This window comes from Gordonia hongkongensis, from assembly GCF_023078355.1.
Lineage (GTDB): Bacteria > Actinomycetota > Actinomycetes > Mycobacteriales > Mycobacteriaceae > Gordonia > Gordonia hongkongensis.
The window spans coordinates 3,855,420-3,878,593 of record NZ_CP095552.1; the positions used below are offsets into that span (position 1 = coordinate 3,855,420).

At 68.3% G+C, this 23,174-nt stretch carries 20 protein-coding genes and 1 pseudogene; 14 read left to right on the top strand and 7 right to left on the bottom strand.

What is annotated here, in order from left to right; translation table 11 throughout:
* Positions 1-567: 567 nt before the first annotated feature.
* Positions 568-1,827, bottom strand: coding sequence for an HNH endonuclease (locus MVF96_RS17605; protein ID WP_137810408.1), 1,260 nt, complete (start codon positions 1,825-1,827; stop codon positions 568-570).
* 570 nt (positions 1,828-2,397) lie between these two features.
* On the opposite strand from MVF96_RS17605, the gene MVF96_RS17610 reads away from it, so the two are divergent.
* From MVF96_RS17610 to MVF96_RS17635, 6 genes are all read left to right on the top strand, one after another.
* Positions 2,398-3,780, top strand: a complete 1,383-nt coding sequence (locus MVF96_RS17610; RefSeq protein WP_068970093.1) for an FAD-binding oxidoreductase — start codon at positions 2,398-2,400, stop codon at positions 3,778-3,780.
* Between the two features lie 32 nt (positions 3,781-3,812).
* Complete coding sequence (locus MVF96_RS17615; protein ID WP_068970089.1) at positions 3,813-5,003, top strand: helix-turn-helix transcriptional regulator; 1,191 nt, start codon at positions 3,813-3,815, stop codon at positions 5,001-5,003.
* Between the two features lie 201 nt (positions 5,004-5,204).
* The gene (locus MVF96_RS17620; RefSeq protein ID WP_247449868.1) at positions 5,205-7,064 is read left to right on the top strand and encodes an acyl-CoA dehydrogenase; all 1,860 of its coding nucleotides are present in this window, start codon (positions 5,205-5,207) and stop codon (positions 7,062-7,064) included.
* A 65-nt stretch (positions 7,065-7,129) separates the two neighbouring features.
* Positions 7,130-7,891, top strand: a complete 762-nt coding sequence (locus tag MVF96_RS17625) for an SDR family NAD(P)-dependent oxidoreductase (protein WP_065631863.1) — start codon at positions 7,130-7,132, stop codon at positions 7,889-7,891.
* 31 nt (positions 7,892-7,922) lie between these two features.
* On the top strand, positions 7,923-8,441 hold the full coding sequence (locus MVF96_RS17630) for a PH domain-containing protein (protein ID WP_247449872.1): 519 nt from the start codon (positions 7,923-7,925) through the stop codon (positions 8,439-8,441).
* Complete coding sequence (locus MVF96_RS17635) at positions 8,428-9,936, top strand: PH domain-containing protein (protein ID WP_247449874.1); 1,509 nt, start codon at positions 8,428-8,430, stop codon at positions 9,934-9,936. The genes MVF96_RS17630 and MVF96_RS17635 overlap by 14 nt, the downstream gene beginning before the upstream one ends.
* 25 nt (positions 9,937-9,961) lie before the next feature.
* On the opposite strand, the gene MVF96_RS24770 is transcribed toward MVF96_RS17635, so the two are convergent.
* Together MVF96_RS24770 and MVF96_RS17645 are read right to left on the bottom strand one after the other, a co-directional pair.
* Positions 9,962-10,420, bottom strand: a complete 459-nt coding sequence (locus tag MVF96_RS24770) for a chromate transporter (protein WP_247449876.1) — start codon at positions 10,418-10,420, stop codon at positions 9,962-9,964.
* Positions 10,330-11,610: a chromate transporter gene (locus MVF96_RS17645; RefSeq protein ID WP_247449879.1), complete on the bottom strand. Its 1,281-nt coding sequence runs from the start codon at positions 11,608-11,610 to the stop codon at positions 10,330-10,332. The genes MVF96_RS24770 and MVF96_RS17645 overlap by 91 nt, the downstream gene beginning before the upstream one ends.
* Here MVF96_RS17645 and MVF96_RS17650 point away from each other — a divergent pair.
* The 3 genes from MVF96_RS17650 (at position 11,609) to MVF96_RS17660 (ending at position 14,677) form a co-directional block, all read left to right on the top strand.
* Positions 11,609-12,064 (top strand): chromate resistance protein ChrB domain-containing protein, encoded by a 456-nt coding sequence (locus MVF96_RS17650; protein WP_247449881.1) that lies wholly within the window; start codon positions 11,609-11,611, stop codon positions 12,062-12,064. The genes MVF96_RS17645 and MVF96_RS17650 overlap by 2 nt on opposite strands.
* A 73-nt stretch (positions 12,065-12,137) precedes the next feature.
* Positions 12,138-13,970: a hydroxysqualene dehydroxylase gene (locus tag MVF96_RS17655; RefSeq protein WP_247452131.1), complete on the top strand. Its 1,833-nt coding sequence runs from the start codon at positions 12,138-12,140 to the stop codon at positions 13,968-13,970.
* Between the two features lie 41 nt (positions 13,971-14,011).
* Positions 14,012-14,677: a TetR/AcrR family transcriptional regulator gene (locus tag MVF96_RS17660; protein WP_247449883.1), complete on the top strand. Its 666-nt coding sequence runs from the start codon at positions 14,012-14,014 to the stop codon at positions 14,675-14,677.
* On the opposite strand, the gene MVF96_RS17665 is transcribed toward MVF96_RS17660, so the two are convergent.
* Positions 14,608-15,123, bottom strand: coding sequence for an NUDIX hydrolase (locus MVF96_RS17665; protein WP_418930397.1), 516 nt, complete (start codon positions 15,121-15,123; stop codon positions 14,608-14,610). The genes MVF96_RS17660 and MVF96_RS17665 overlap by 70 nt on opposite strands.
* A gap of 80 nt (positions 15,124-15,203) precedes the next feature.
* On the opposite strand from MVF96_RS17665, the gene MVF96_RS17670 reads away from it, so the two are divergent.
* On the top strand, positions 15,204-16,913 hold the full coding sequence (locus tag MVF96_RS17670) for a nucleobase:cation symporter-2 family protein (RefSeq protein ID WP_247449886.1): 1,710 nt from the start codon (positions 15,204-15,206) through the stop codon (positions 16,911-16,913).
* Positions 16,914-16,941: 28 nt separating this feature from the next.
* Here the strand turns inward: MVF96_RS17670 and MVF96_RS17675 are convergent, their stop codons facing one another.
* Positions 16,942-17,319 (bottom strand): cupin domain-containing protein, encoded by a 378-nt coding sequence (locus tag MVF96_RS17675; RefSeq protein WP_078113335.1) that lies wholly within the window; start codon positions 17,317-17,319, stop codon positions 16,942-16,944.
* A gap of 151 nt (positions 17,320-17,470) precedes the next feature.
* On the opposite strand from MVF96_RS17675, the gene MVF96_RS17680 reads away from it, so the two are divergent.
* From MVF96_RS17680 to rsgA, 4 genes are all read left to right on the top strand, one after another.
* Positions 17,471-17,704 (top strand): hypothetical protein, encoded by a 234-nt coding sequence (locus MVF96_RS17680; protein ID WP_247449888.1) that lies wholly within the window; start codon positions 17,471-17,473, stop codon positions 17,702-17,704.
* Positions 17,705-18,088, top strand: coding sequence for a VOC family protein (locus MVF96_RS17685; RefSeq protein ID WP_247449889.1), 384 nt, complete (start codon positions 17,705-17,707; stop codon positions 18,086-18,088). It abuts the gene before it with no gap.
* 72 nt (positions 18,089-18,160) lie between these two features.
* Positions 18,161-19,462, top strand: coding sequence for a 3-phosphoshikimate 1-carboxyvinyltransferase (gene aroA, locus MVF96_RS17690; protein ID WP_247449891.1), 1,302 nt, complete (start codon positions 18,161-18,163; stop codon positions 19,460-19,462).
* Positions 19,463-19,484: 22 nt separating this feature from the next.
* A complete protein-coding gene (rsgA, locus tag MVF96_RS17695) occupies positions 19,485-20,519 on the top strand; it encodes a ribosome small subunit-dependent GTPase A (RefSeq protein ID WP_211538389.1) in 1,035 nt (344 codons plus the stop codon).
* A gap of 9 nt (positions 20,520-20,528) precedes the next feature.
* On the opposite strand, the pseudogene MVF96_RS17700 reads toward rsgA, so the two are convergent.
* Both MVF96_RS17700 and MVF96_RS17705 read right to left on the bottom strand, forming a co-directional pair.
* Positions 20,529-21,727 (bottom strand): annotated as a pseudogene (locus MVF96_RS17700) (fatty acid desaturase family protein).
* 72 nt (positions 21,728-21,799) lie between these two features.
* Entirely contained in the window at positions 21,800-23,143 is a 1,344-nt protein-coding gene (locus MVF96_RS17705) for a fatty acid desaturase family protein (protein ID WP_247449893.1), read from the bottom strand.
* Positions 23,144-23,174 lie beyond the last annotated feature (31 nt).

Genomic DNA, 23,174 nt, shown 5'->3' on the forward strand with positions numbered 1-23,174 from the left:
AGGCAACGCCGAGCAGTACCCAGTTGCTCTGCCCGGTGAGATCGCGAAAGCACCGACCCGGTAACGGCATTACGCAGAGATCGCTACCTCACAACGCCGCCGACGACCATGCCGTCGTCGACCACTCCTGTCCGGTGCACTCCAGTCCGTTGCACTCCGAGATCCCCACCGATGAACGCGAGGGTGTAGATGTAGGCGATCGGCGGGGGCACTGGCTGATCTGTCGTACCGGTCTCACCCCATCCATGGTGGCGGGCGCCCGCTGCTCGACCGTCGCGGTCGAGCGGTTCAACCGCGCCCCGGCCCGTCGCAGTGCTCCCTCATCGGTGGTCGACGACGGACTCAGCCAGGGCACGCCCCGAAAGTTCCGCGGAGTGTGGCTCGAGGGCGCGATTGCTGCCGAACGGGGGCGTTGCGTGTTCGTCCGACACCCCGTTCCCGCGACGGTGATCCGCTGCGGTAACGGAGTACGGAGGGGCAGCACTGTGGAGTTGTCAAGGGACGGACGCGGTCCCGGGTACGGTCCGGGTGCAGAAGGTGCTACGCGAAAGTGTGACGGAGGGCCGGTCAGGCGGCGTCGTCGAGTCGCATGGTGCGTCGGTTGTAAGCGGGTAGTGGTCGACGTTGCGGGTCGATGATCGCGGGTGGGACGAGCCAGGGATGACGGTCGAATCCCATCACGATGTCCCAGCCATGGTGGTGGACCTGGGTGTGGCAGCGTTGGCAGAGCAGGCAGCCGTTGTCGAGGTCGGTGGCGCCGCCGTCTGCCCACGACTTGATGTGATGCACCTGCGTATGAGACGGCGGCGCACCACATTTGATGCAGCAGGTGTCGCGGACGATGATTGCTCTGCGGAGGTGTGCCGGATACAAGCGGTGGGTGTGGCCCATCTGCAGCGGCACGCCCTCACGGTCGAGGATGATCTCGGTCAGGGATCCGTCGCAGGAGACCTGTTTCGCCGTCACTTGGCTGACCGATCCGGTCCACGGCAGCGTCGCCAGGTCTCCGGTCGCGGGGATCGTCAGCATCAACTGGGTGCGTGGGCTTCCGACGGTGTCGATGCTCGCGCCGATCGCGGCTTGGTCGAGGATCAGTTCGAAGGCGTCGGCGCGGCGTTGCTCGGCGGTGCGACGGTCCTCGGCGCCGTCGGGTTCGGGCCGTGGGCAGGACCGTTCGTCGATCATAGCCAGGAACTTCTCACCCACGACCTGGGTGAGGTCGGCGCGGACTTCGACGCGGCCGTCGTCGGTGGTGTGCGCGTTCACCGAGTTCAAGCGTGCATCGTCCGACGCTGGGGTTCCGGCGTCAGAGGCGTCGGCGAGGGCGTTGCTGATGGCGTGAGCATGCTTGAGCACTTCGGTCGGCGTAGCACCGGATAGTGCTTGGGCGATGAGTTCGATCTCATACCGGGAGCGTTCTCCCTCGGAAAGAGCGTCACCACACCGTTTTTCGATCTCGTTCATGCCGCGGACGATGGCATCGACGACCTCGCCGGACAGCCGCCCGTCAGCGGCATGACGAGACAGCGCAGGCAACCCCGGCAACGCATCGACGCTTCGCATGGTGCGGTGCGCGGCGGCCGGTGCGTGGCCTGACTCGATCAGCAGTTTCTTGGTGGTGCTACCGGCCTCCTGTGCGACACCGAGTTCGTCGAGTTGCGCTGCGTGCGCGACGATCTGATGATCGGCAAGGTTGCGGATCAGGCGCCACGTGTCGAGGGCGTCGAATGTTGCTCTGCCCGTCGGGTCGTCGGTGGGTGGGGTGGTCTCGATGAGTTGATCGAGGAGCGTGGTGAGCTCTGGCATGACTCCAAGGTACCGGAACATTCGTTCGACTACGAGGAGTTTCCACAGGCTCAGAAATCTCGAAACTGTCGACTGTGCAGCGTTTTTCGTCGAGTGTGCGTCGATTCGCGTTGATTGTGCGTGAATCGTTGACAGAGGTGAACTTCAGTCACATCTGTTACGGATTCTGGGTGAAAAGTTGCGAGTCTGAAGTGGACTGAAGATCCCGCGAACTCGCTCCCCCGGGGCGCATCCGCAACCCGCCGGGCGTGTGGGGCTGGGTCCGCAGGGGTTGTGCAGCGGCGTCGGGTCACCAAGTGGCTTCGACTCGGCGCCTCGACCTCGACGCGCTCCTTCGTCGCTTGCTCGGCCCGGCGGCTCCGCTCGGTGCCGGCTCAACCAGCGGGGGTCGGGTCGACTGACGCCCCCCAGACTTCTGGGACGCACACGAACCCAGAACTCTGGCACGAGCATTTCCCGCGTTCGAGGGATGGCGGGAACAAAAGGGCGTCGGCCACTCTGAGTCCCATGGAGCTGCCGAGTCCGGCGGCCCACCACAGCAGCACCGACGCTCGAACCCGTTCATCCCCAGATCATTACGAAGGAAGCATCGTGTCCATCACCTCCGAACCCATCGACTTCACCGACTTCGACGCCCTGCTCTCCGCGGTCAGCGGTCCCGTTCTGACCCCGGCCGACGAGGGCTACACCGCCGAACTGACCGGCTTCAACCTCGCGGCGATACCCGCCGCTGACGTGGTCGTCGGGGCGACGAACGCTGCCGACGTCGCCGCCGCCGTGCGATATGCGCGCTCGAACGGGATGCGGGTCGGTGCGCGGGCGACCGGGCACGGATCGCCGATCGAGGGGCGCGGCACGGTCGTCGTCACCACGTCCCGGATGGCGGGGGTGAGTGTCGATCCGGTGACCAGGACCGCGCGCGTCGAAGCCGGTGCGCGGTGGCGCGATGTGGTCGCCGCGACCGCTCCGCACGGCCTCACCGGGCTCGTCGGCTCGTCGTCGTCGGTGGGTGTCGTCGGGTACACACTCGGCGGCGGGCTGAGTCCGTTGGGTCGTCAGTTCGGTTATGCCGCCGATCATGTCCGGTCGATCGAACTCGTCACCGCCGATGGTCTCGTCCGCACGGTCGACGCATCCGCGGGTTCGGACCTGTTCTGGGCACTGCTCGGCGGACGGGACGGCTTCGGCATCGTCACCGCGCTCGAGTTCGAGCTCTTCGATCTGCCCACGGTCTATGGCGGCGGGATCTTCTTCGCCGGCTCGGCGGCCGCCGACGTCCTGCACGCCTGGCGCGAATGGGCGCCCTCCCTGCCCGAGGAGGCCGGGACCTCGGTGGCGATCCTCCGCCTCCCGCCGGACCCCAACCTGCCCCCGCCCCTGCAGGGTCAGCTCGCCGTGCACGTCCGCTACACCCACACCGGGGACCCGGCCACCGCCGCCGCGTTGCTCGCACCGATGCGGTCGGCGGGTCCGATCCTCCTGGAGAACATCGACGTCCTCCCGACGGCTGCGCTCGACGCGGTACATATGGACCCGCCCGGGCCGATGCCGAGCGCCGAACGCGGCTGCGTACTCGCCGATTTTCCGGCATCTGCCGTGGATGCCCTGCTCGCGGTAGCCGGGCCGCAGGTCGCGAGCCCGCTGGCCATCGTCGAGGTCCGTCTCCTGGGTGGCCGGTTGCGGTCGCCGCAGCGCGTACCCAACGCCGTCGTGGGACGCGATGGCGCGTTCTCCGTCCTCGCCATCGGCGTACCCGCCGGCCCGCTGGGCGAACAGGTCGGTGAGCATCTCGCGGCCGTCACCGACGCGGTGGCCGCCCACTCCTGTGGAGCGCTGCTCAACTTCTCCGGGCGGACGGCAACCGAACGCGACGCGCTGTGGTCGACCGACCAGCGGACGCGCCTCGAGACCATCCGACGACGCCACGATCCGGCCGGTGTCCTCCGTCCGGGGGACCCCACTATTGTGGGATAGACATCCGTGCAGCTCATGCCCACAATTGTCGAATGACATCGAGTCTGACCGCCGAGCGTGTGCGCCGCGACATCGAGGTCGTGGCCCACGCCGGCCTCGGTCTCGACGACTTCTTCGCCGAGACCGTCGCCTCCCTGAGCCGCGCGGTGCCCGTCGACGCGGTCTGCATCGGCACCTTCGATCCCAACACCGTCCTGCTCACCAGCGCCCGCAAGTACGGATCACTGCTCGGCGAGGATCACCGGGACCCGGACTGGGGTCTCCTCGAATACGGGCAGGTCGAGCCGACGGCCTACCGCGAGATGGTGGCCGCCAAACGCGATGCGGTCGGACTCAACCTCCTCAACCGGGGCGCCACCGAACGGTCCAATCGGATGTCGCAGTTGATGATTCCCGAATACTGCTTCCACGACGAGGCCCGCTTGGTGCTGCGTGACGGGGACCGGGCGTGGGCCGGGATCGCGATGTTCCGCAGCGGGGCCGGATGCCGGCCCTTCGACGCCGACGAGATCGACTTCCTGGGTTCGCTGTCGCGCACTCTCGCCTACGGCGTGCGCGTGGGGTTGCTGAGCAGTGTGGTCGCCGGCGGGGCGAGTGCCGCCGCCCCGGCCGCCGTCGACGCGCCGAGTCCGCCACCGCCGACCGGCCACGGCCCGGCGGTGCTGATCATCGACCGCAGCAACGAGATCGTGCAGATGAGCGCAGGCAGCCAGGAGCGCATCGCCGACCTCGCGTCCGGTCCGAACGGCGCGGCGGTGATGAACCCGATCTACGGCCTGATCGGAGCCGCACGCCGTTACGGCTCGGGTGAGTCCTCCGTCCCGCCGCGCCTCCGGGTGCGCGGGGCGTCGGGCATGTGGCTCGTCATCCACGCGTCTCCGCTGTCGTCGGCCGACGGCCGGGTCGGCGAGGTCGTGGTGACCATCGAGGAGGCCCGCCCGCCCGAGATCATCCCGCTGGTCGTCGAGGCGTTCGGGCTCACGGCCCGTGAACGCGACGTCACCCAGATGGTGCTGCAGAGCGTGGCCACCAAGGACATCGCCACCGCCCTGCACGTTTCCGCCTACACCGTGCAGGACCACCTCAAATCGATCTTCGACAAGGCCGGCGTCCGCAGCCGGCGCGAGCTGATCGCGCGAATCTACTTCGACCAGTACGCCCAGCGTCTCAACGATCCGCTGCTTCCGTCCGGGTCGTTCGCCACCCCCGACACCGAGCTCTAGCAGCTCCTCCCCCGTACCCGCCCAGTGCGCGCATCGCACCGGGCGGGTTCGTCGTCGTCTCATAGTGAGACGTACGCCCTGCCGCACCGTGTGACGAACGGGCCGGGGTCTCGCACGCGGCCGCGGCGTGCCGGGGCATGATGGACGGGCGACGGACATCCGCGTACCAGCGTCCGCCCACCTGACCGACGAGGAAGTGCGATGACCACACCCATGTCCCGGCGGGACCTCGAGTTCCTGCTCTACGAATGGCTCGATGTCGAGGCGCTGACCTCGCGGGAGCGCTTCTCGGCACACTCGCGGGAGACCTTCGACGCCGTGCTCGAACTCAGCGCCGACATCGCGATGAAGTGCTTCGCACCCGCCAACAAGATCGGCGACGCCAACGAGCCCTACATCGGCGACGACGGCAAGGTCGTCCTGCCCGACGAGATCGTCGCCGGCCTCACCGAGTACCGCAAGGCCGGTCTCATCTCGGCCTCCTTCGACGACGAACTCGGCGGCATGCAACTGCCCACCGTCATCCGCCAGGCCTCCGCCGTGTGGTTCCAGGCCGCCAACGCCGCGATGTCGTCGTACAACTTCCTCACCGTCGGCAACGCGAACCTGCTGGCCGAGTACGCCACCCCCGAGCAGCGCGACACCTGGGTCCGTCCCCTCGTCGAAGGCCGCTTCTCCGGCACGATGTGCCTGTCCGAGCCACAGGCCGGCTCGTCGCTGGCCGACATCACCACCAAGGCCGAACCCGCCGGCGACGGCTCCTACCGCATCACCGGCACCAAGATGTGGATCTCGGGCGGAGACCACGAACTCACCGAGAACATCGTCCATCTCGTCCTGGCGAAGATCCCCGGCGGCGGCCCCGGCGTCAAGGGCATCTCGCTGTTCATCGTGCCCAAATACCTCGCCGACGGAACACGCAACGACGTCGCGCTCGTCGGCCTCAACCACAAGATGGGCAACCGCGCCACCACCAACACCCTGCTCAACTTCGGCGACGGCACCTTCCCCGTCGACTCCACCCAGACGGCTCCCGGCGCTGTGGACGATCAGCCCGCCCGCTCCGCTCCCGGCGCTGTGGACGATCAGCCCGCTCGCTCCGCTCCCGGCGCTGTCGGCTACCTCGTCGGCGACGAACACCGCGGCCTGTCCTACATGTTCCACATGATGAACGAAGCGCGCATCGGCGTCGGATTCCTCGCCACCGCACTGGGTTACGCCGGGTACCGGGCCTCCCTCGACTACGCGAAGGTGCGTACGCAGGGCCGACCCGTCGACCACAAGGATCCGTCGACCAAACCGGTCCCGATCATCGAACACGCCGACGTGCGTCGGATGCTGCTCGCCCAGAAGTCCTACGTCGAAGGCGCTCTCGCGTTCGGGTTGTATTGCAGCACCCTCGTCGACGAGGCGGCCACCACGACCGACCCCGCCGAACGCGACCGGCTGAACCTGTTGCTCGAGGTACTCACCCCGATCGCGAAGAGCTGGCCCTCCCAGTGGTGTCTCGAGGCGAACAGCCTCGCGATCCAGGTCCACGGCGGATACGGTTACACCCGCGAATTCGACGTCGAGCAGTACTACCGGGACAACCGGCTCAACCCGATCCACGAAGGCGCCCACGGCATCCACGGCCTGGACCTGCTCGGGCGCAAGGTGATCATGCAGGGCGGGGCCGGTCTCGCCGCGCTGGCCGAGACGATCGAGGCCACCGTCGCCCGCGCACGGACTGTCGACGGACTCGACACCCTTGCCGACACGCTGCACGCGGTGGTGGACCGGCTGGTGAAGGTGACCGCGCACATCTGGTCGGCGGGCGACCCGAAGCTGTCGCTGGCCAACGCCACGATCTACCTGGAGTCGGCCGGCCACATCGTGATCGCCTGGATCTGGCTCGAACAACTCCTCGCCGCCGACGGCCGGACCGGTGACTTCTACGACGGCAAACGCGCTGCGGCACAGTATTTCTTCCGGTATGAACTACCCAAGACCGGCCCACAGCTCGATCTGCTGACCGCACTCGACCGCACCACCCTCGACGTCGAACCGTCCTGGTTCTGACACCGATTCCGACTCGACCGGCGCCCCGCGTCGGTCACCGTGCTGAGTACTCAAGGGAGACAACGATGTCCGTGATGGATCTGTTCGACACCACCGGCAAGGTGGTCATCGTGACCGGCGCCTCGTCCGGGCTGGGGGTCTCGTTCGCCCGCGGTTTCGCCGAAGCGGGCGCGGATGTCGTACTCGCCGCGCGCCGGGCGGAGAAGCTCGCCGACACCGCTGCCGCCGTCGAGGAACTCGGCCGCAAGGCGCTGGTGGTCCCCGCCGATGTCGCCGACCCCGAGCAGTGTCAGCGGGTCGTCGACGCCGCGATGGAGACCTTCGGCAAGGTCGACGTGCTCATCAACAACGCCGGCGTCGGGACCGCGTACCCGGCGACCCGCGAGACCCCCGAACAGTTCCGCGGCGTCATCGACGTCAACCTGAACGGCTCCTACTGGATGGCCCAGGCCTGCGGGCGGGTGATGCAACCGGGTAGCTCGATCATCAACATCTCGTCGATCCTCGGCATCACCACCGCCGGGCTGCCGCAGGCGGCGTACGCCGCGAGCAAGGCCGGCGTCATCGGCCTCACCCGCGACCTGGCCCAGCAATGGGGCGCGCGCAAGGGCATTCGCGTCAACGCCATCGCCCCCGGGTTCTTCGAGAGCGAGATGACCGACACCTACCAACCGGGATATCTCGACTCCCAGATGCCCCGGGTACTCCTCGGCCGGACCGGACACGGCGAGGAACTCGCCGCCACCGCGATCTGGTTGTCCTCGGCCGCAGCCGGATACGTCACCGGCCAGACGCTGCCCGTCGACGGCGGCATCACCGTCACCTAGCATCGGGGAATCCACCCCTAGACTGGCGGCAATGGAGCCCTCATCTGATCCGACCGTGCCGGTGCACCCGACCCTGCGTGACCCGGTCAACAGTGTCGATCCACGCGCCAAGACCCTGTGGCGCATCGGCCCGCTCGTCCTCGGGGTCCTGGGCGTGGTCGCCGCCGTCGTGGTGGCCGTCGTCGTCGACCAGACGCGATGGATCGCGGTGTTCGCCGCGGTCGCGGTGGTCGTCGTGACCGTCGCCTGGGTCGCGGTTGTTCCGCAGTGGCGCTACCGCTTTCACCGCTGGGAGGTCAGTGACGACGCGGTGTACTCGCAATCGGGCTGGTTCGTCCGGCACCGCGTGATCATCCCGATCGCCCGGATCCAGGTGGTCGACACCGAGGCCGGGCCGATCGAACAGTTCCTCGGGCTGGCGACCCTCACCGTGACCACGGCGTCGTCGGCCGGGACGATCCACATCGCCGGTCTCGACGCGGAGGTCGCACGGACGACCGCCGCCGATCTGACCATCCGCACACAGGCTTTCACCGATGACGCGACCTGAGCCGTTCGCCGTCGACGGGCCGGACGACTGGCACCGGTTGTCGCCGTGGATGATGGCCGTCAAACCCGTCGAGCTCCTGCCCTCACTGATCCCGGTCGTGATCGCGCTGGTCTTCGCCGGCTCGGGCGCGCCGCTGTTCACCCTGATCGCCACCGCGGTCATGGTGCCGTTCGTGACGGTGGTGCCCTGGCTGACCACGCGCTACCAGGTCACCGATGAGCACGTCCGGGTGCGCAGCGGGCTCGTCACACGCAAGGTCGCGACCGCGCGCCGGGACCGCATCCGCAGCGTCGACCTCACCGCGTCCCCGGTTCACCGCGTGCTGAAACTGCAGAAGGTCAAGATCGGCACCGGAGGGGACGACGAGTCGTCGGCGGTCGTCCTCACCGCACTCACCGTCGACGAGGCGCGGGCGCTGCACGACAATCTGATGGCCACGCGCACCCTGCGGGGACCGTCGGCGCCCGCCGGCACCGACCCCGACGACCCGACCGCCCCGGTGGCGGCCGAGGACCCCACGGTCCTGGCACGGTTCCAGACCTCGTGGCTGCGCTACTCCCCCTTCTCCGTCGCCGGGCTCGCACTGGCCGCGGGCGCCGCCGGCCTCGCCGCGCAGATCGCCAACGACGCCGGGGTTTTCGCGGAGGGGATCGGATTCGCGCGCGACGCCGTCGACTCCATCCGCGAGACCGCGATCGGACTCGTCGTGCTGGGTGCCTGTCTGCTCGTGATCGTCGTCGGCGGAATCCTGTCCGTCCTGGGGTACGTCCTGAACTACTGGAACTTCCGGCTCCTCCGCTCCCCCGACGGGACCCTGCGCACCGAACGCGGACTGCTGACCACCAACGCGATCAGCTTCGACGAACGGCGCATCCGCGGCAGTCACCTCACCGAGCCGGTCCTCATGCGCCCACTCAAAGGCGCTCGCCTGCAGGCGATCGCCACCGGCAGCACCAAGCACCCGCTATTGCTCCCACCGGCACCGATCGACGAGGCGATGCGGGTCGCCGGTCTGGTCACCGACGAACGCACCGAGCTCACCACGCCGCTCGTCGGACACGGCGTCACCGCCGGGCGACGTCGGATCAACCGCGGATTCCTGTCCGGCGCAGTCGTGTTCGTCGCCATCGGCGTCGCGATACTCACGCACGCCCTCCCGACGCCATGGCTGGCGGTGGGGGTCGTCGCCGTTCTCGGCTCGACCGCGCTCGGTGTCGTCCGCGCCCGGCACCTCGGGCATCGACTGACCTCTCGCTCGGTGGTCATCGCACCGCCGAGCGTCGCGCGGCAACGCATCGTCGTCGACCGGGACGGTGTGATCGGCTGGGCCAGCCGTACGTCGCTCTTCCAGCGCCGGGCGGGCGTCACCACACTCATCCTCGCCACCGCGGCGGGCGCCGAGCACTACCCTCTCGTCGACGTCGACGAGGAGACCGCGGCCGGCGTCGCCCGTGATGTCTCGCCCGACTGGATCCGCCCGTTCCTCGTGCCCTGACGACACCCGTTCAGGTCAGGGTCGTTCAGGTCAGGGGCAGGCCGACGGCGGCGGCGAGCAGGCCGAGCACCGCGCAGATGCCGAGGGTCCGGAGCACCGACTGCTTGAGCGGATAGATCAGGACGAAGGCGATCACGGTGATCACCACGGCCAACGGACGCAGGGTGTCGAGATGCGGGACCGCGAGGTGCAACGGCCCGGCGGTGACGACCGTGGTGTCCCGGAACAGCGTGTGCAGTGCGAAGTACATTGCGAGATTGGCTATCACGCCGACCACCGCGGCGGTGACGCCGTTCAGCGCGGACGTCAGATGCCGGTTGTTGCGGAGCTTCTCGATGAACGGCGCGCCGAGGAAGATGAACACGAAACTCGGCACGAACGTGACCCAGGTGGTCAGGAGTGCGCCGATGGTCGCCGCGACCCAGGGGTCGAGACCGCCCGGATCGCGATAGGCGCCGAGGAACGCGACGAACTGGACGACCATGATGAGAGGGCCGGGGTCGTCTCGGCGAGTCCGAGTCCCCGGACCATCTCACCCGGCGTGACCCAGCCGTAGACCTCGACCGCCTGCTGGGCGATGTAGGCCAGGACGGCGTAGGCGCCGCCGAAGGTGATGAGGGCGGTCCACGTGAAGAACGTGCCCTGCTGGGTGAACACACTGCCCGTCCCCGTGGTCGCCACGACGATGCCCATCGGGATGATCCAGGCCAGCGCACCGACACCGAGCACCAACCCGGCGCGACGCCAGCTCGGGGATGCCGTGTGGATCGCGTCGTCGGCGATGATCGGCGCGGGCCCGTCGTCGGCGACCTCCTTCTGGGCGGCGACGACACGGCGGCCGGTCAGCCAGCCCAGGACGCCGGCCACGGCGATGACGATCGGGAACGGGACGGCGAAGACCGCCAGGGCGATGAACGCGGCGACCGCGATCGCGATCTGCACCGGCCCGGTGAGCGCCCGTTTGCTCACCCGCGTGACCGCCTGGGCGACGATGGCGAGCACCGCGGGGCCGATGCCGGCGAACAGGGCCGCCACGATGGTCGTCGCGCCGAAGGCGACGTAGATCGCCGACAGCCCGAGTATCGCGATCACCCCGGGCAGGACGAACAGGATGCCCGCGATCAGCCCACCGGCGGTTCCGTTGAGCAGCCAACCCACGTAGATGGCCAATTGCTGGGCTTCGGGCCCGGGCAGCAGCATGCAGTAGTTGAGGGCATGGAGAAACCGGCGCTGGCCGATCCAGCGCCGGTCGTCGACCAGTGCCCGCTGCATCACCGCTATCTGACCCGCGGGACCCCCGAAGGTCTGCAGCGAGATCAGGAACCACGCGCGGGTCGCGGTCCGCAGCGAGACCCCCGCGGTCGGGTCGACGTGGTCACCCGACTCGACGGCCGCCGTCCCTTCGGTCTCCGGCGGACCGTCCGCACGTCTCGACGCATCCGAACTCCCGGGTCGACCGGATCTCTCCGACATCACCACTCGCACCCCTTCCACCACGCACCAACGTGCCCACGTCGCCGCGGTCGTGCGGCTCCCAGCAGATGCAACCACGAGGTCGGGTCGGCCGCGCCCACCAACCCGGCCGAGTTCGAACGCATCCGCGCCGAACTCCAGTCGGCCCGCGAAGCCGAGTACGCGGACATAGTCGACGAGGCGCAGCAGGCGGAAGACCATGCCGACCCCGCGAAACAGCTCGGCGTCCTACGTCGCAGGTTCCGTGAGATCACCCGACGGGACCACTTTCCGACAGAGTCGCGCGAGACCGCCCGACAAGCACTTCGCACACTGGCCGACCGACTCCTCGAGACCGAACCGGCGAGGCCGTCGTGAGGTGGGCGACCCGGTCTTGTGGGCGATCGCAGAGATCATCCACGAAGCCGACATCGAAGACGACCGCTACGACGCTCCGGAAGCGCCGGGCCTCGATGTCGTGTTGCGCGGCCTCTCCCTCATCGGCGACGACGAACACACGCTGTCGGTCTCGGATGCGTTTTCGACGGTTTGCACGAGTACTTTCGCCAACGCACCCTCACCGGCCGCGAACCGTCGTAGGCAACCGCGGGGCGCGTCGGAGCACCCCGTGAGACGATTCGCCAAAACCGTCCGACCCACTTTGACGCTGTGGTAGACATCACAGCAGATTAGTCAACGCTGACTGTTCTCCATCGCCGCGGACAGTCGTCGACAAAGGGGTCATGGGGATGTCGGACGCCACTTTTACTTCGAACAGCAACTCGCCGAACAGCTTTCCGCGCCGGTCCATGCTGCGCGGATCGGCTGCCGCCGCAGTCCTGGCCGGTACCGCAGTGGCCCTACCGGGCGTCACGGTCCCCTCGGCGCGGGCGGTGCCCCGCTCCGGCGCCGGCCGCGGCCGCGACGTCGCGATCTTCGGCGGCGGGATGGCCGGCTTGTCCGCCGCGCACGAACTCGTCGAGCGCGGCTTCGGGGTCACGGTCTACGAGCCGTCGCGCCTCGGCGGCAAGGCCTACAGCCACGACGTCCCCGGCACCGCACGGGGTGGTCGCCTCGCACTCCCCGGCGAGCACGGTTTCCGGTTCTTCCCGGGTTGCTACCAGCACGTGCCGGACACCATGGAGCGAATCCCCGTCGGCAACAGCAACGTTCGTGACCGTCACCTCATCGACGTCGAGTCGGCGGTCATCGCCTTCGACGACGCCGGGTATGCCCCGACCACCGCTCCGGCATCGATCATGGGTTTCGTCCAGCACGCGAACGAGATCGTGACGCTGGACAACCTGCGCAACGCGTTCATGACCGGACTCAAGTTCGTCGTCGATGTGCCGCCTCCCGAACTCGCGTTCTTCGTCACCCGCGAGCTGATCATCGCGACCAGTTGCACCGAACGTCGAATCGGCCAGTGGGAGAATCAGTCCTGGATGCAGTTCGTGAAGTCCAAGGGCAAGTCACGGGCGTATCAGCGATATCTCGTAGGCGCCCTCACGCGAGCGCTTGTCGCCGCGAAACCCGACACCGCCTCGGCACGGACCATCGGCCAGATCGGACTGGCACTGGCCACGTCGGCGACCGGATTGATCAGCGGATACGACGCCGGGCTCGTGCACGGCGGCGTCGACCGAATCCTCAACCGCCCCACCAACCATGCGTGGATCGACCCGTGGGTGGCCCACCTCCGCGGTCGCGGCGTCCGCTTCGAGATGGGGACCGGCCTGGCGCGACTGAATCTGGCGCGCGGCCGGATCAGTGGAGCGCAACTCACCTCCGGCGCTCCGGTCGATGCCGATTGGTATGTCGCCGCGATGCCCATCGATCGCCTCCGTCCGTTGTTGTCGCCCGAGTTGGTCACGGCCGACCCGTCGCTGGCCGGTATCCACGCTCTCAAGGACGACTGGATGGTCGGCATCCAGTACTTCCTGTCCCGGCGCGCCGACATGCCGCCGAGCCACATCGCCGCGCTGGGTACCCCCTGGGCTCTGACCGGCCTGTTCCAGGCCCGCCCCTGGAACGTCGACTTCGCGCGCACCTACGGTGACGGCCGGGTGAAAGATTGTCTGTCCATTGACATCTCGGAGTGGGAGAAGCCAGGCATCCTCTACGGCAAACCCGCCAAACAGTGCACCCGGCAAGAGATCGCGCGGGAAGTGTGGGCCCAGATGAGCCGAGCGATGAACTCGGGGGCCCGGAAGCTCCTGCGTTCGGAGGAGATCGTCACCTGGTCCCTCGACCCCGGGATCACCTGGTCGCCGTCCATCGCCAACGCCACACCGCTCATGGTCAACACCGCCGGCTCGTACAAGAACCGGCCGAACGCCTACACGTCGATTCCGAATCTGTTCATCGGCGGCGACCATGTCCGGAGCAACATCGATCTCGCGACGATGGAGGGCGCCAACGAATCCGGCCGTCGGGTGACCAACGCGATCATCGCCGCGGCCGACAGCCCCGCCCGCGCGGCGACCGTCTTCCCGCTCTGGGAGCTGCCGATGCTCGAGCCGCTGAAACAGATCGACCGCGATCGCTACCGCGCGGGCCTCCCGCACATCCTCGACGTGTGAGGCCGCGGGTCATCCGCGCCGCGCCGAACTACGATCCTCGTGTGACCACCTCTCCCGGCGCCCCGCGCGCGCGGCAGCAACGCAGCGGGGTCACGCAGACCCGCATTCTCGATGCCGCGATCCGAGTCCTCGTCGATCGCGGGTACGCCGCCGCGAGTACGGTCGCCATCCAGAACGAGGCGGGCGTGAGCCGGGGCCGGTTGTTGCACCACTACCCGTCGCGGGACGTCCTGCTGATGGCGGCCGTCGGACACCTCGCCCGCACCCGCATCGCCGAACTGCCCAGCCACGTCGAGTGGCCGACCGATCCGGTCGAGCGCATCGCGCTGGCCACCGATGTCGGCTGGTCGACGTTCCACCAGCCGTACTTCGTCGCGTCGATGGAGTTGTGGGTCGCGGCGCGGACGAATGCCAATCTGCGGACGGCATTGCTCCCCACCGAACGCGAGATCGGCCAGACCGTCCGGCGCGCGGTCGCCGGGTTCCTCGGTCCCGAGCTGACCGCGTCACCGCGATACGCCGCCCTCTACCCGCTGCTCCTGACGAGCATGCGCGGCGCGGCGACCACCTACCTCATCGACCGGCGCGACCCGCTGACCGACCCGCATCTCCCGCTGTGGCGAGACCTGACGCGCACCTACCTCCTCGGTGACGCCGGGTCCGCGGACCCCAGCGACTCGAGCAGACGGTCGACGAACGGAACCTGAGCGGGGTTGAGCCGGCTCCGCGCGAGATCGACGGAACACCATTCGGCGCGGTCGATCTCGGGGAACGCCTGCATCCGTCCCGACCGCGGCGGCCACATCAGCTCGAAGGTGTTGCTGACGACCGACACGACGTCGAGGTCGCCTTCCACGGCGAATCCGATCACCCTCTTGCCACTCTTCAACCTGACCTCGCCGAGTTCGATCGGCGGGGCGTCGGGCACCGGGCTCCCGATCTCCTCGGCGTACTCACGTCGCGCGGCGGCCCACTCGTCCTCGCCCGGTTCGACGAGCCCCTTGGGCACCGACCACGACCCCGCGTCCGGTTTACGCGCCCAGATCGGACCCCCGGGGAACACCAGGAGAACTTCGACGGCAGCGGCACCGTCGGCCGACGTCGTCCGGCGATAGAGCAGGATTCCCGCGCTGCAGCGGGAGGCGGTGGCCATCACGGATATATCTTGGCGGAAACGTCGCAGATACACGCTCGCGCCTTCACGGAAACGTGCGAACCGTAGAACAACTGACCATGTCGGTTCTCGATGTCGTCAAGAACGGAAGGTCCGCCGCACATCCGGTGGACGAGATCCCGCCGTTCATCAAGCTGTTCCCGCTCGGCCTCCAGCACGTCCTGGCCATGTACGCCGGGGCCGTCGCGGTACCCCTCATCGTCGGCGGCGCGATGGTCGGCGCCGGCCAACTCGAGCAGGGTGACATCGTCCACCTGATCATGGCGGACCTGTTCGTGGCGGGCATCGCGACGATCTTGCAGGCCGTGGGGTTCTGGCGGTTCGGGGTCCGACTCCCGCTGATGCAGGGCGTCACCTTCGCCGCGGTCGGCCCGATGATCACCATCGGGACCTCGTACGGCATCACCGCCATCTACGGGTCGGTCATCGCGTGCGGGTTGTTCATGATCGCCGTCGCACCGATCGTCGGGAGACTGATCCGCTTCTTCCCGCCGCTGGTCACCGGGACGATCATCCTCATCATCGGGGTGTCCCTGATGCGGGTGGCGGCCGGCTGGTTCGGCGGCGGCACCGCCGCGGGCCCCGACTTCGGCGACCCGAAGAACATCTCCTTCGGATTCCTCACCCTGGCCGTCATCATCGGCATCGAACGATTCGCCCCCGCGGCGATCCGCCGGGTGTCGATCCTGCTCGGCCTGGTGGTCGGCACCCTGATCGCGATCCCGTTCGGCATGACGCACTGGGATCAGGTCGGCGAGTACCCGTGGGTCGGCATCCCGCAGCCGTTCCAGTTCGGCGCACCCACCTTCGAGGTCAGCGCCATCATCTCGATGATCATCGTCGGCGTCGTAATCATGACCGAAACCACCGGCGACATCGTCGCCGTCGGCGAGATCGTCGACCAGAAGATCACCCCGCGCAAGCTGGCCGACGGAATGCGCGCCGACGGCCTGGGCACCGCACTCGGCGGCGTGTTCAACACGTTCCCCTACACGGCCTTCGCGCAGAACGTCGGCCTCGTCGCGATCACCGGGGTCAAGACCCGCCACGTCGCGACCTGCGCCGGCGTGATCCTGGTAATCCTCGGCCTGCTGCCCAAGATGGCCGCCGTCGTCGAGGGCATACCGCTGCCGGTGCTCGGCGGCGCCGGAGTCGCCCTGTTCGGCATGGTCGCGGCCAGCGGCATCCGGACGCTCGCGAAGGCGAAGCTGAACAACACGAACATCCTGGTCGTCGCGATCTCGGTCGGTGTCGCCATGCTGACCGAGGCCAAGATCTACTACACCGACCGCGAACTCGGCGAGGCGCCGGTCAACGTGGTCCTGGATCTCTACGCCCAGTTCCCCGACTGGTTCCAGACCATCTTCCATTCGGGGATCTCCGCGGGTGCGCTCACCGCGATCGTGTTGAACCTCCTGCTGAACACGCGCAGCGTCTCCGCCGATCCGGTCGACTACCACAACACCGGCGACATCGCGGTGGTCGGTGCACCCGACGGTTCAACCGACCTCTCCGGCGCCGACAGCGTCCGCGCCGCCGCCTTCGACCCGCGTGACGCGTTGGCGGCCGCCGACCCCGACACCCCGCCCGACACGCTTCGCTACCTGGCCGACCACGACTCGTCGCTGCACCCGTTCATCGTCACCAATCCGGCCACGCCCAAGGACCTGGCCGATCACATCAAGAGCCTCGGCGACCCGAAGGTGTTGCGGCTCTTCGACACCTGGGACGGCTACACCTCGGGCGGGTTCTCGCGGCGCGGTTCGTGACGGGCTCGGTTCGGACCGTGGTCGGTCGTCACCCGGTCTGCTGTTTGGCGTAGTTGCTGGCGCCGTAGAAGTCCACGAGCACCACGGGTTCGTCGCCGACCACCCAGGCGTCGTGGCCGGACGGCAGGGACGTGATCGATCCCGGCCCGGCGTCGAACTCGGTGCCGTCGGCCATCACGATGTGCAGGACCCCGGAGACGTGATACTGGAAATGCGGTGCCTCACACAGTTCGGTACCGGCGATCGGTTTGACGTCGACCGACCATCGCCAGCCGGGCTCCAGGGTCAGCCGGCCGATGTCCGACGTCCCAACGGTGAGTAGCTCCACCTGCCCGTGCCCGAAGGTGCGTACCTCGTCGGGTTCGGCGAAGTCTCGGTGCTCGGTCCGGTGCTCGATGCTGGTCATGATTCCCTCCCGGTGATCGTGCGGTAGCCCGACCACGACAACGCTAGGCCGCTGATCTTGCGGTTGTACTGCGACGACCGCACGATCGCGCAACGGTCGGGCCGCTCCCGAATCCCGCGCACCGCGCCCGGTTCGGCCTATCGTGGAACCCATGTCCCCCAGTTCTGATCCCGAGCCGATCGACGACGACGGGCGCATCATCGACCCCGACCTCCCGCACGAGTGGCCGCACGATTCCGCGTTCGCGTTCGGCGATTCGACGCCCATCGGCGAGACGGAACGGCTGGCCCGCGAACGGGCCGCGTACGAGGCCGCGAGCCACGGGAGCGACCTCAACCGCGGACACGCCCTGGGCGGCTCCGCCGGCACCACCGAGGGGCAGTAGATGGAGGTCCTGGCCAGCCGGGTGCTCCTGCTCTCGGCCGATCCCGAACGCCTGCAGTCGTTCTACCGCGAGCGGCTCGGTCTGCCGGTCCACCGCGAGTATCCGGGTGGTGTCGTGTTCTTCGCCGGCAACGGGCTCATCGAGATCTCGTCGCACATGAAGACCGACGAGCCGGCCTCGTCCAGCGATTCGGTTCTCTGGCTTCAGGTCCGGGACGCCGAGGCCGTCGCCGACGAGTTCCGCGACCGCGGCGTTCCCGTGACCCGCGAGCCGCGCACCGAGCCGTGGGGTCTCATCGAGATGCACGCGACCGATCCCGACGGCCGGACCCTGATCGTCGTCCAGATCCCCGCCGATCACCCGCTGCGCAAAGACACGCGATAGATCGGGAACCCACCGCCGTGGACGGCCCATCGGCGGCGGGGAACGTGAGCACCCCATGACAGACTGGACGCCATGAGTTCCTGGAACGCGCCGACGATCACCGAGGGTGGCTTGGGTGCAACCGCCGGAGGCGGCCTGGATGCAACCGTGGAGTTGCCGGGTTCCAAGTCGATCACCAACCGCGCTCTCGTCCTCGCCGCCCTCGCCGAGGGGCCGTCGACCGTCCGTGGAACCCTCCGGAGCCGCGACACGAACCTGATGCTCGCCGCGCTCGAGGCCCTGGGCGCCGAGATCCGCATCGACCCCGCGAGCGAGACCACGGTCTCGATCGTGCCCGGACCCCTGCGGGGTGCCGCGATCGACTGCGGCCTCGCCGGGACCGTGATGCGGTTCCTGCCGCCGGCCGCGGCCCTGGCCACCGGGCGCGTGATCTTCGACGGCGATCCCCACGCGCGCAAACGGCCGCAGACCACCATCCTCGACGCGTTGCGCGGGCTGGGTGTCGCCGTCGACGGCGATCGATTGCCGTTCACCATCGACGCCACCGGCACCGTGCCCGGCGGCGAGGTCACCATCGACGCATCCGGGTCATCGCAATTCGTGTCGGGGCTCCTGTTGTCGGCGGCCCGGTTCGAGGCCGGCGTCGTCGTCCGGCACGTCGGCGCGGCCGTCCCGTCGACCCCGCACATCGACATGACCGTGGAGATGCTGGCGACGGCCGGCGTCGTCGTCGACACCTCCGAACCGAATGTCTGGCGCGTTGCTCCCGGGCCGATCGCGGCCGTCGACTGGACGGTCGAGCCCGACCTGTCGAACGCGGCCGCGTTCCTCGCCGCGGCAGCCGTCACCGGCGGTACCGTGCGGGTGCCGTACTGGCCCGCCGTGACCACCCAGCCCGGTGCACGGATCGCGGACGTCCTCGCCGCGATGGGTTGCGCCGTCGAGCATCTCGACGGCACGCTGTCGGTGCGCGGACCCGCGGTACTCAAGGCCGTCGACCTCGACCTCCGGGACATCGGCGAGCTCACCCCCACCATCGCCGCGCTGTGCGCGCTCGCCGACGGGGAGTCGGTACTGTCCGGGATCGCCCATCTCCGCGGCCACGAGACCGACCGGCTCGCCGCGCTCACCACGGAGATCACCCGCCTGGGTGGGACATGCGCCGAAACCGGCGACGGACTACGCATCACCGGCACCGCCGGTTCCCCGTTACGCGGGGGGACCTGGGAGTCCTACGCCGACCACCGGATGGCCACCGCCGGAGCCATCGTCGGCCTGGTGACACCCGGAGTGGTGGTCGCCGACATCGAGACGACGAGCAAGACGCTGCCTGACTTCCCGGGGATGTGGCAGCAGATGCTGGGGCGCGCATGAGCTCTCGAGGACAGGCGCGCCGTTGAGTCGCCGCGCGGCGAGCTACGACGAATCCGACGTCCGGGTCCGTCCCGGGAAGGGCACCCGACCGCGCACCAAGACGCGACCGTCCCACGACGACGCCGAGCAGGGCATGGTGGTCTCGGTCGATCGCGGTCGCTGGGGCGTGGTGCTCGACGGCGACCCGGATCGGCGCGTCGTCGCGATGCGCGCCCGCGAACTGGGTCGCACCCCGATCGTCGTCGGCGACGACGTGTCGGTGGTGGGCGACCTGTCCGGCCGGCCCGACACGCTGGCGCGCATCGTCCGGGTGGCCGATCGTCGAACGGTGTTGCGCCGCACCGCCGATGACTCCGACCCCTACGAGCGGATCGTCGTGGCGAATGCTGATGCGCTCCTCATCGTGACCGCCATGGCGGATCCACCGCCGCGCACCGGATTCGTCGAACGCGCACTGGCCGCGGCCTATGTGGGCGGCCTGTCCCCCATCCTGTGCCTGACGAAATCGGATCTCGCCGATCCCGCCGAATTCACCGCGGCCTTCGCCGATCTCGACTTGCCGGTGGTGTGCGCGGGCCGCGACGACCCGCTCGACGAGATCCTGTCGACGTTGCGCGGTCGGATCACCGCATTCATCGGCCACTCCGGGGTCGGCAAGTCCACTCTGGTCAATCGTCTCGTCCCGGACGCATATCGGGCGACCGGCGTGGTGTCGGGAGTGGGCAAGGGCCGGCACACGTCCACCCAGTCGGTGGCGTTGGCCCTGCCCGATGACGGTGGCCCGCGTGGCTGGGTCATCGACACCCCCGGCATCCGGTCGTTCGGACTCGCGCACGTCGGACCCGACGACATCGTCGCCGCCTTCGACGATCTCCACGCCGCCATCGAGGAATGTCCCCGCGGCTGTACACATCTGGGCCCACCGGCCGATCCCGAGTGCAAGCTCGACGAGCTGACCGGTCACTCGTATCGTCGCGCGATGGCCGTGCGCCACCTCTTGGTGGCGGTCAGCGGCGGCGAGGGTGACGCGGCCGAGGAGCCACGGACGGCGGAGTGACCGCGCGTGCTACCGCCGGCGACGCCGGGCGCGCAGCTCGCGGATCGCGGTCTTGAGGCCGGCGGCGCGGGGGGTCATCCCGGCGAAACGCTTCTCCGACGCGGTTTCCGGGGCATCGTCGGCGGTGTCGCGCAGAAACGAGTCGGGCAGGGCCAGCTTGTTGATCGTGCGCAGCGTCTGAAGATACTGCACCACAATCGATCCCGTGGTGTAGGGCAGATCGTACTTGTCGCAGAGCGCGCGTACCCGCACCGCAATCTCGGCGTACCGGTTGCTCGGCAGGTCCGGGTAGAGATGGTGTTCGATCTGGTAGCAGAGATTTCCGCTGAAGAAGGCCATCGCGGGCCCGGCGTCGAAGTTGGCCGTGCCGAGCATCTGGCGCAGGTACCACTGGCCCTGGGTCTCGTTCTCGAGCGACTCCGCGGTGAACTTCTCCGCGCCGTCCGGGAAGTGCCCACAGAAGATGACGACGTAGGCCCAAACGTTGCGGATCAGATTGGCACTGAGGTTCGCGGTCAGCGTGTGCTTGAAGTTCGGTCCCGACAGCGCGGGGAACAGGACATAGTCCTTGGCCAACTGCTTGCCGACCTTGCGCGCGAACACCTTCAGCTGCGGATCGCGACCTCTTTGGGTTTCTTCCCCGAGATGACGTCCTTGATGGAGAGGTCGTGCAGACCGATCCCCCACTCGAACAGCGCGGCGAGCAGGATGTTGGTGACCGGCTGGAGGAGCTGCTTGGGCTTCCACGGTTCGTCCCGTGTGACCCGGAGGGTCTTGTAACCGACGTCGTGGTCCATGTCGAGGACGTTGGTGTACTTGTGATGGATGTAGTTGTGGGAGTGCTTCCAGTGCGGCGAGGCGCACACCATGTCCCATTCCCAGGTGGTCGAGTGGACCTCCGGGTCGTTCATCCAGTCCCACTGCCCGTGCATCACATTGTGCCCGAGCTCCATGTTCTCGATGATCTTCGACAGCGCGAGCGCTCCGGTGCCCAGCAGCCAGAGCGGCCGGGAACGGCTGCCCATGAGAGCCGCGCGGCCTGCGACCTCGAGAGCACGGTGCGCCAAGATGGTGCGCCGGAGATACCGGACGTCGCGCATGCCGCGGTCCGCCTCGATCTCGCGGCGGAGCGCGTCGAGCTCGGCACCGAGTGCTTCCACGTCGGCGTCGGTCAGGTGCGCGTACTCGTTGATATCAGTGATTGCCATTGCGCCTCATTATGCCCCTGTCGAGGCCACTGCCTTGGTCTCGATGTGTGCCGGCCGTCTGACCTGCGCCGATCAGGCGGCCTGCTCGTCGGAGCGGGTGGCCGACGAATCGGCGCCGATCCGGGAGCGGAGCGAGCGAGGCGCAGTCCGGTCGCGCCGCCGGGAGCGGAGCGACGCGATGGCCGAGCGGAGTCCCCGGCGCGCGCCGGTGGTCTCGTCAATCGTCGCCTGCAGACGCGCGCCTTCGGGCAGGCCCTGCTTGAAGCGGCGTTCGGAAGCGGTCTCGGGTGCGTCGTCCGCGGTCGCCGACAGGTACTTGTCCGGCAGCGAGAGCTTGGCGATGGTCCGCCACGCCTTCGCGTACTGCACCGGGAACGGACCCGAGGTGTACGGGAGGTCGTACTTGTCGCACAGCGCGCGCACACGTACCGCGATCTCGGCGTACCGGTTGCTGGGGAGATCGGGGAAGATGTGGTGCTCGATCTGGTACGACAGGTTCCCGCTCATGAAGGCCAGGGGGAATCCGGCGTCGAAGTTGGCGCTGCCGAGCATCTGGCGCAGGTACCACTCCGCCTGCGTCTCGTTGTCGATGTCCTGCTTGGTGAACTTCTCCGCGCCGTCCGGGAAGTGCCCGCAGAAGATGACTGCGTTGCTCCACACGTTGCGGATGACGTTGCCGAGCGCGGTCGCGGTCGCAGCCTTGGCATACGCGCGGCCGTAGCCGACCTTGTGCCCCGTCGCGGCACTGACCAGCGCGGGATAGGCGAGGTAGTCCTTGGCGACCTGCTTGCCGATCTTCGACAAGACCTCGTTGCGATTGCGCCGGAACTCTTCCTGGGCCTCCGGGGTCTTGCGCTTCTTGCCCAGCTCGAGGTGCTGCACGGCGACCCCGTATTGGAAGGCGAGCGCGAGAATCGTGTTGTAGACGAGATTTCCGTAGTTGAACGGACGCCACCGCTGATCGCGCGTGACGCGCAGCAGTCCGTAGCCCACATCGTCGTCCATGCCCAGCACGTTCGTGTACTTGTGATGGATGTAGTTGTGGGTGTGCTTCCAGTGCGCCGACGGGTCGGTGTTGTCCCACTCCCAGGTGGCGCTGTGCACCTCCGGGTCGTTCATCCAGTCCCACTGCCCATGCATCACGTTGTGCCCGAGCTCCATGTTCTCGACGATCTTCGCGACGCCGAGGGCGCACGCACCCGCCCACCAGGCCGACTTCCGAGTCGAACCGAACAGCAGGGCGCGGCCGGTGACCTCCAGCCCGCGCTGGAATCGGATCGTGTTGCGCAGGTACCGCGCATCCCGCTCACCACGGTCGGCTTCGATGTCGGCGCGGATCGCGTCGAGTTCGGCTCCCAGAGCGGCCACGTCGGACTCGGTCAGGTGCGCGTATTCGGGGATGTCGGAGATCGCCATACGTGTGGTTCCCTTCGCCGGTGGTCGGTCG

Bases quoted from the DNA above. Each gene is read 5' to 3' on its own strand.
- MVF96_RS17605 (WP_137810408.1), bottom strand. From the start codon at position 1,827: ATGTTCCGGTACCTTGGAGTCATGCCAGAGCTCACCACGCTCCTCGAT.
- MVF96_RS17615 (WP_068970089.1), top strand. From the start codon at position 3,813: ATGACATCGAGTCTGACCGCCGAGCGTGTGCGCCGCGACATCGAGGTC.
- MVF96_RS17620 (WP_247449868.1), top strand. From the start codon at position 5,205: ATGACCACACCCATGTCCCGGCGGGACCTCGAGTTCCTGCTCTACGAA.
- MVF96_RS17625 (WP_065631863.1), top strand. From the start codon at position 7,130: ATGTCCGTGATGGATCTGTTCGACACCACCGGCAAGGTGGTCATCGTG.
- MVF96_RS17630 (WP_247449872.1), top strand. From the start codon at position 7,923: ATGGAGCCCTCATCTGATCCGACCGTGCCGGTGCACCCGACCCTGCGT.
- MVF96_RS17635 (WP_247449874.1), top strand. From the start codon at position 8,428: ATGACGCGACCTGAGCCGTTCGCCGTCGACGGGCCGGACGACTGGCAC.
- MVF96_RS24770 (WP_247449876.1), bottom strand. From the start codon at position 10,420: ATGGTCGTCCAGTTCGTCGCGTTCCTCGGCGCCTATCGCGATCCGGGC.
- MVF96_RS17650 (WP_247449881.1), top strand. From the start codon at position 11,609: ATGCCGACCCCGCGAAACAGCTCGGCGTCCTACGTCGCAGGTTCCGTG.
- MVF96_RS17645 (WP_247449879.1), bottom strand. From the start codon at position 11,610: ATGGTCTTCCGCCTGCTGCGCCTCGTCGACTATGTCCGCGTACTCGGC.
- MVF96_RS17655 (WP_247452131.1), top strand. From the start codon at position 12,138: ATGTCGGACGCCACTTTTACTTCGAACAGCAACTCGCCGAACAGCTTT.
- MVF96_RS17665 (WP_418930397.1), bottom strand. From the start codon at position 15,123: ATGGCCACCGCCTCCCGCTGCAGCGCGGGAATCCTGCTCTATCGCCGG.
- MVF96_RS17670 (WP_247449886.1), top strand. From the start codon at position 15,204: ATGTCGGTTCTCGATGTCGTCAAGAACGGAAGGTCCGCCGCACATCCG.
- MVF96_RS17675 (WP_078113335.1), bottom strand. From the start codon at position 17,319: ATGACCAGCATCGAGCACCGGACCGAGCACCGAGACTTCGCCGAACCC.
- MVF96_RS17680 (WP_247449888.1), top strand. From the start codon at position 17,471: ATGTCCCCCAGTTCTGATCCCGAGCCGATCGACGACGACGGGCGCATC.
- MVF96_RS17685 (WP_247449889.1), top strand. From the start codon at position 17,705: ATGGAGGTCCTGGCCAGCCGGGTGCTCCTGCTCTCGGCCGATCCCGAA.
- aroA (WP_247449891.1), top strand. From the start codon at position 18,161: ATGAGTTCCTGGAACGCGCCGACGATCACCGAGGGTGGCTTGGGTGCA.
- MVF96_RS17705 (WP_247449893.1), bottom strand. From the start codon at position 23,143: ATGGCGATCTCCGACATCCCCGAATACGCGCACCTGACCGAGTCCGAC.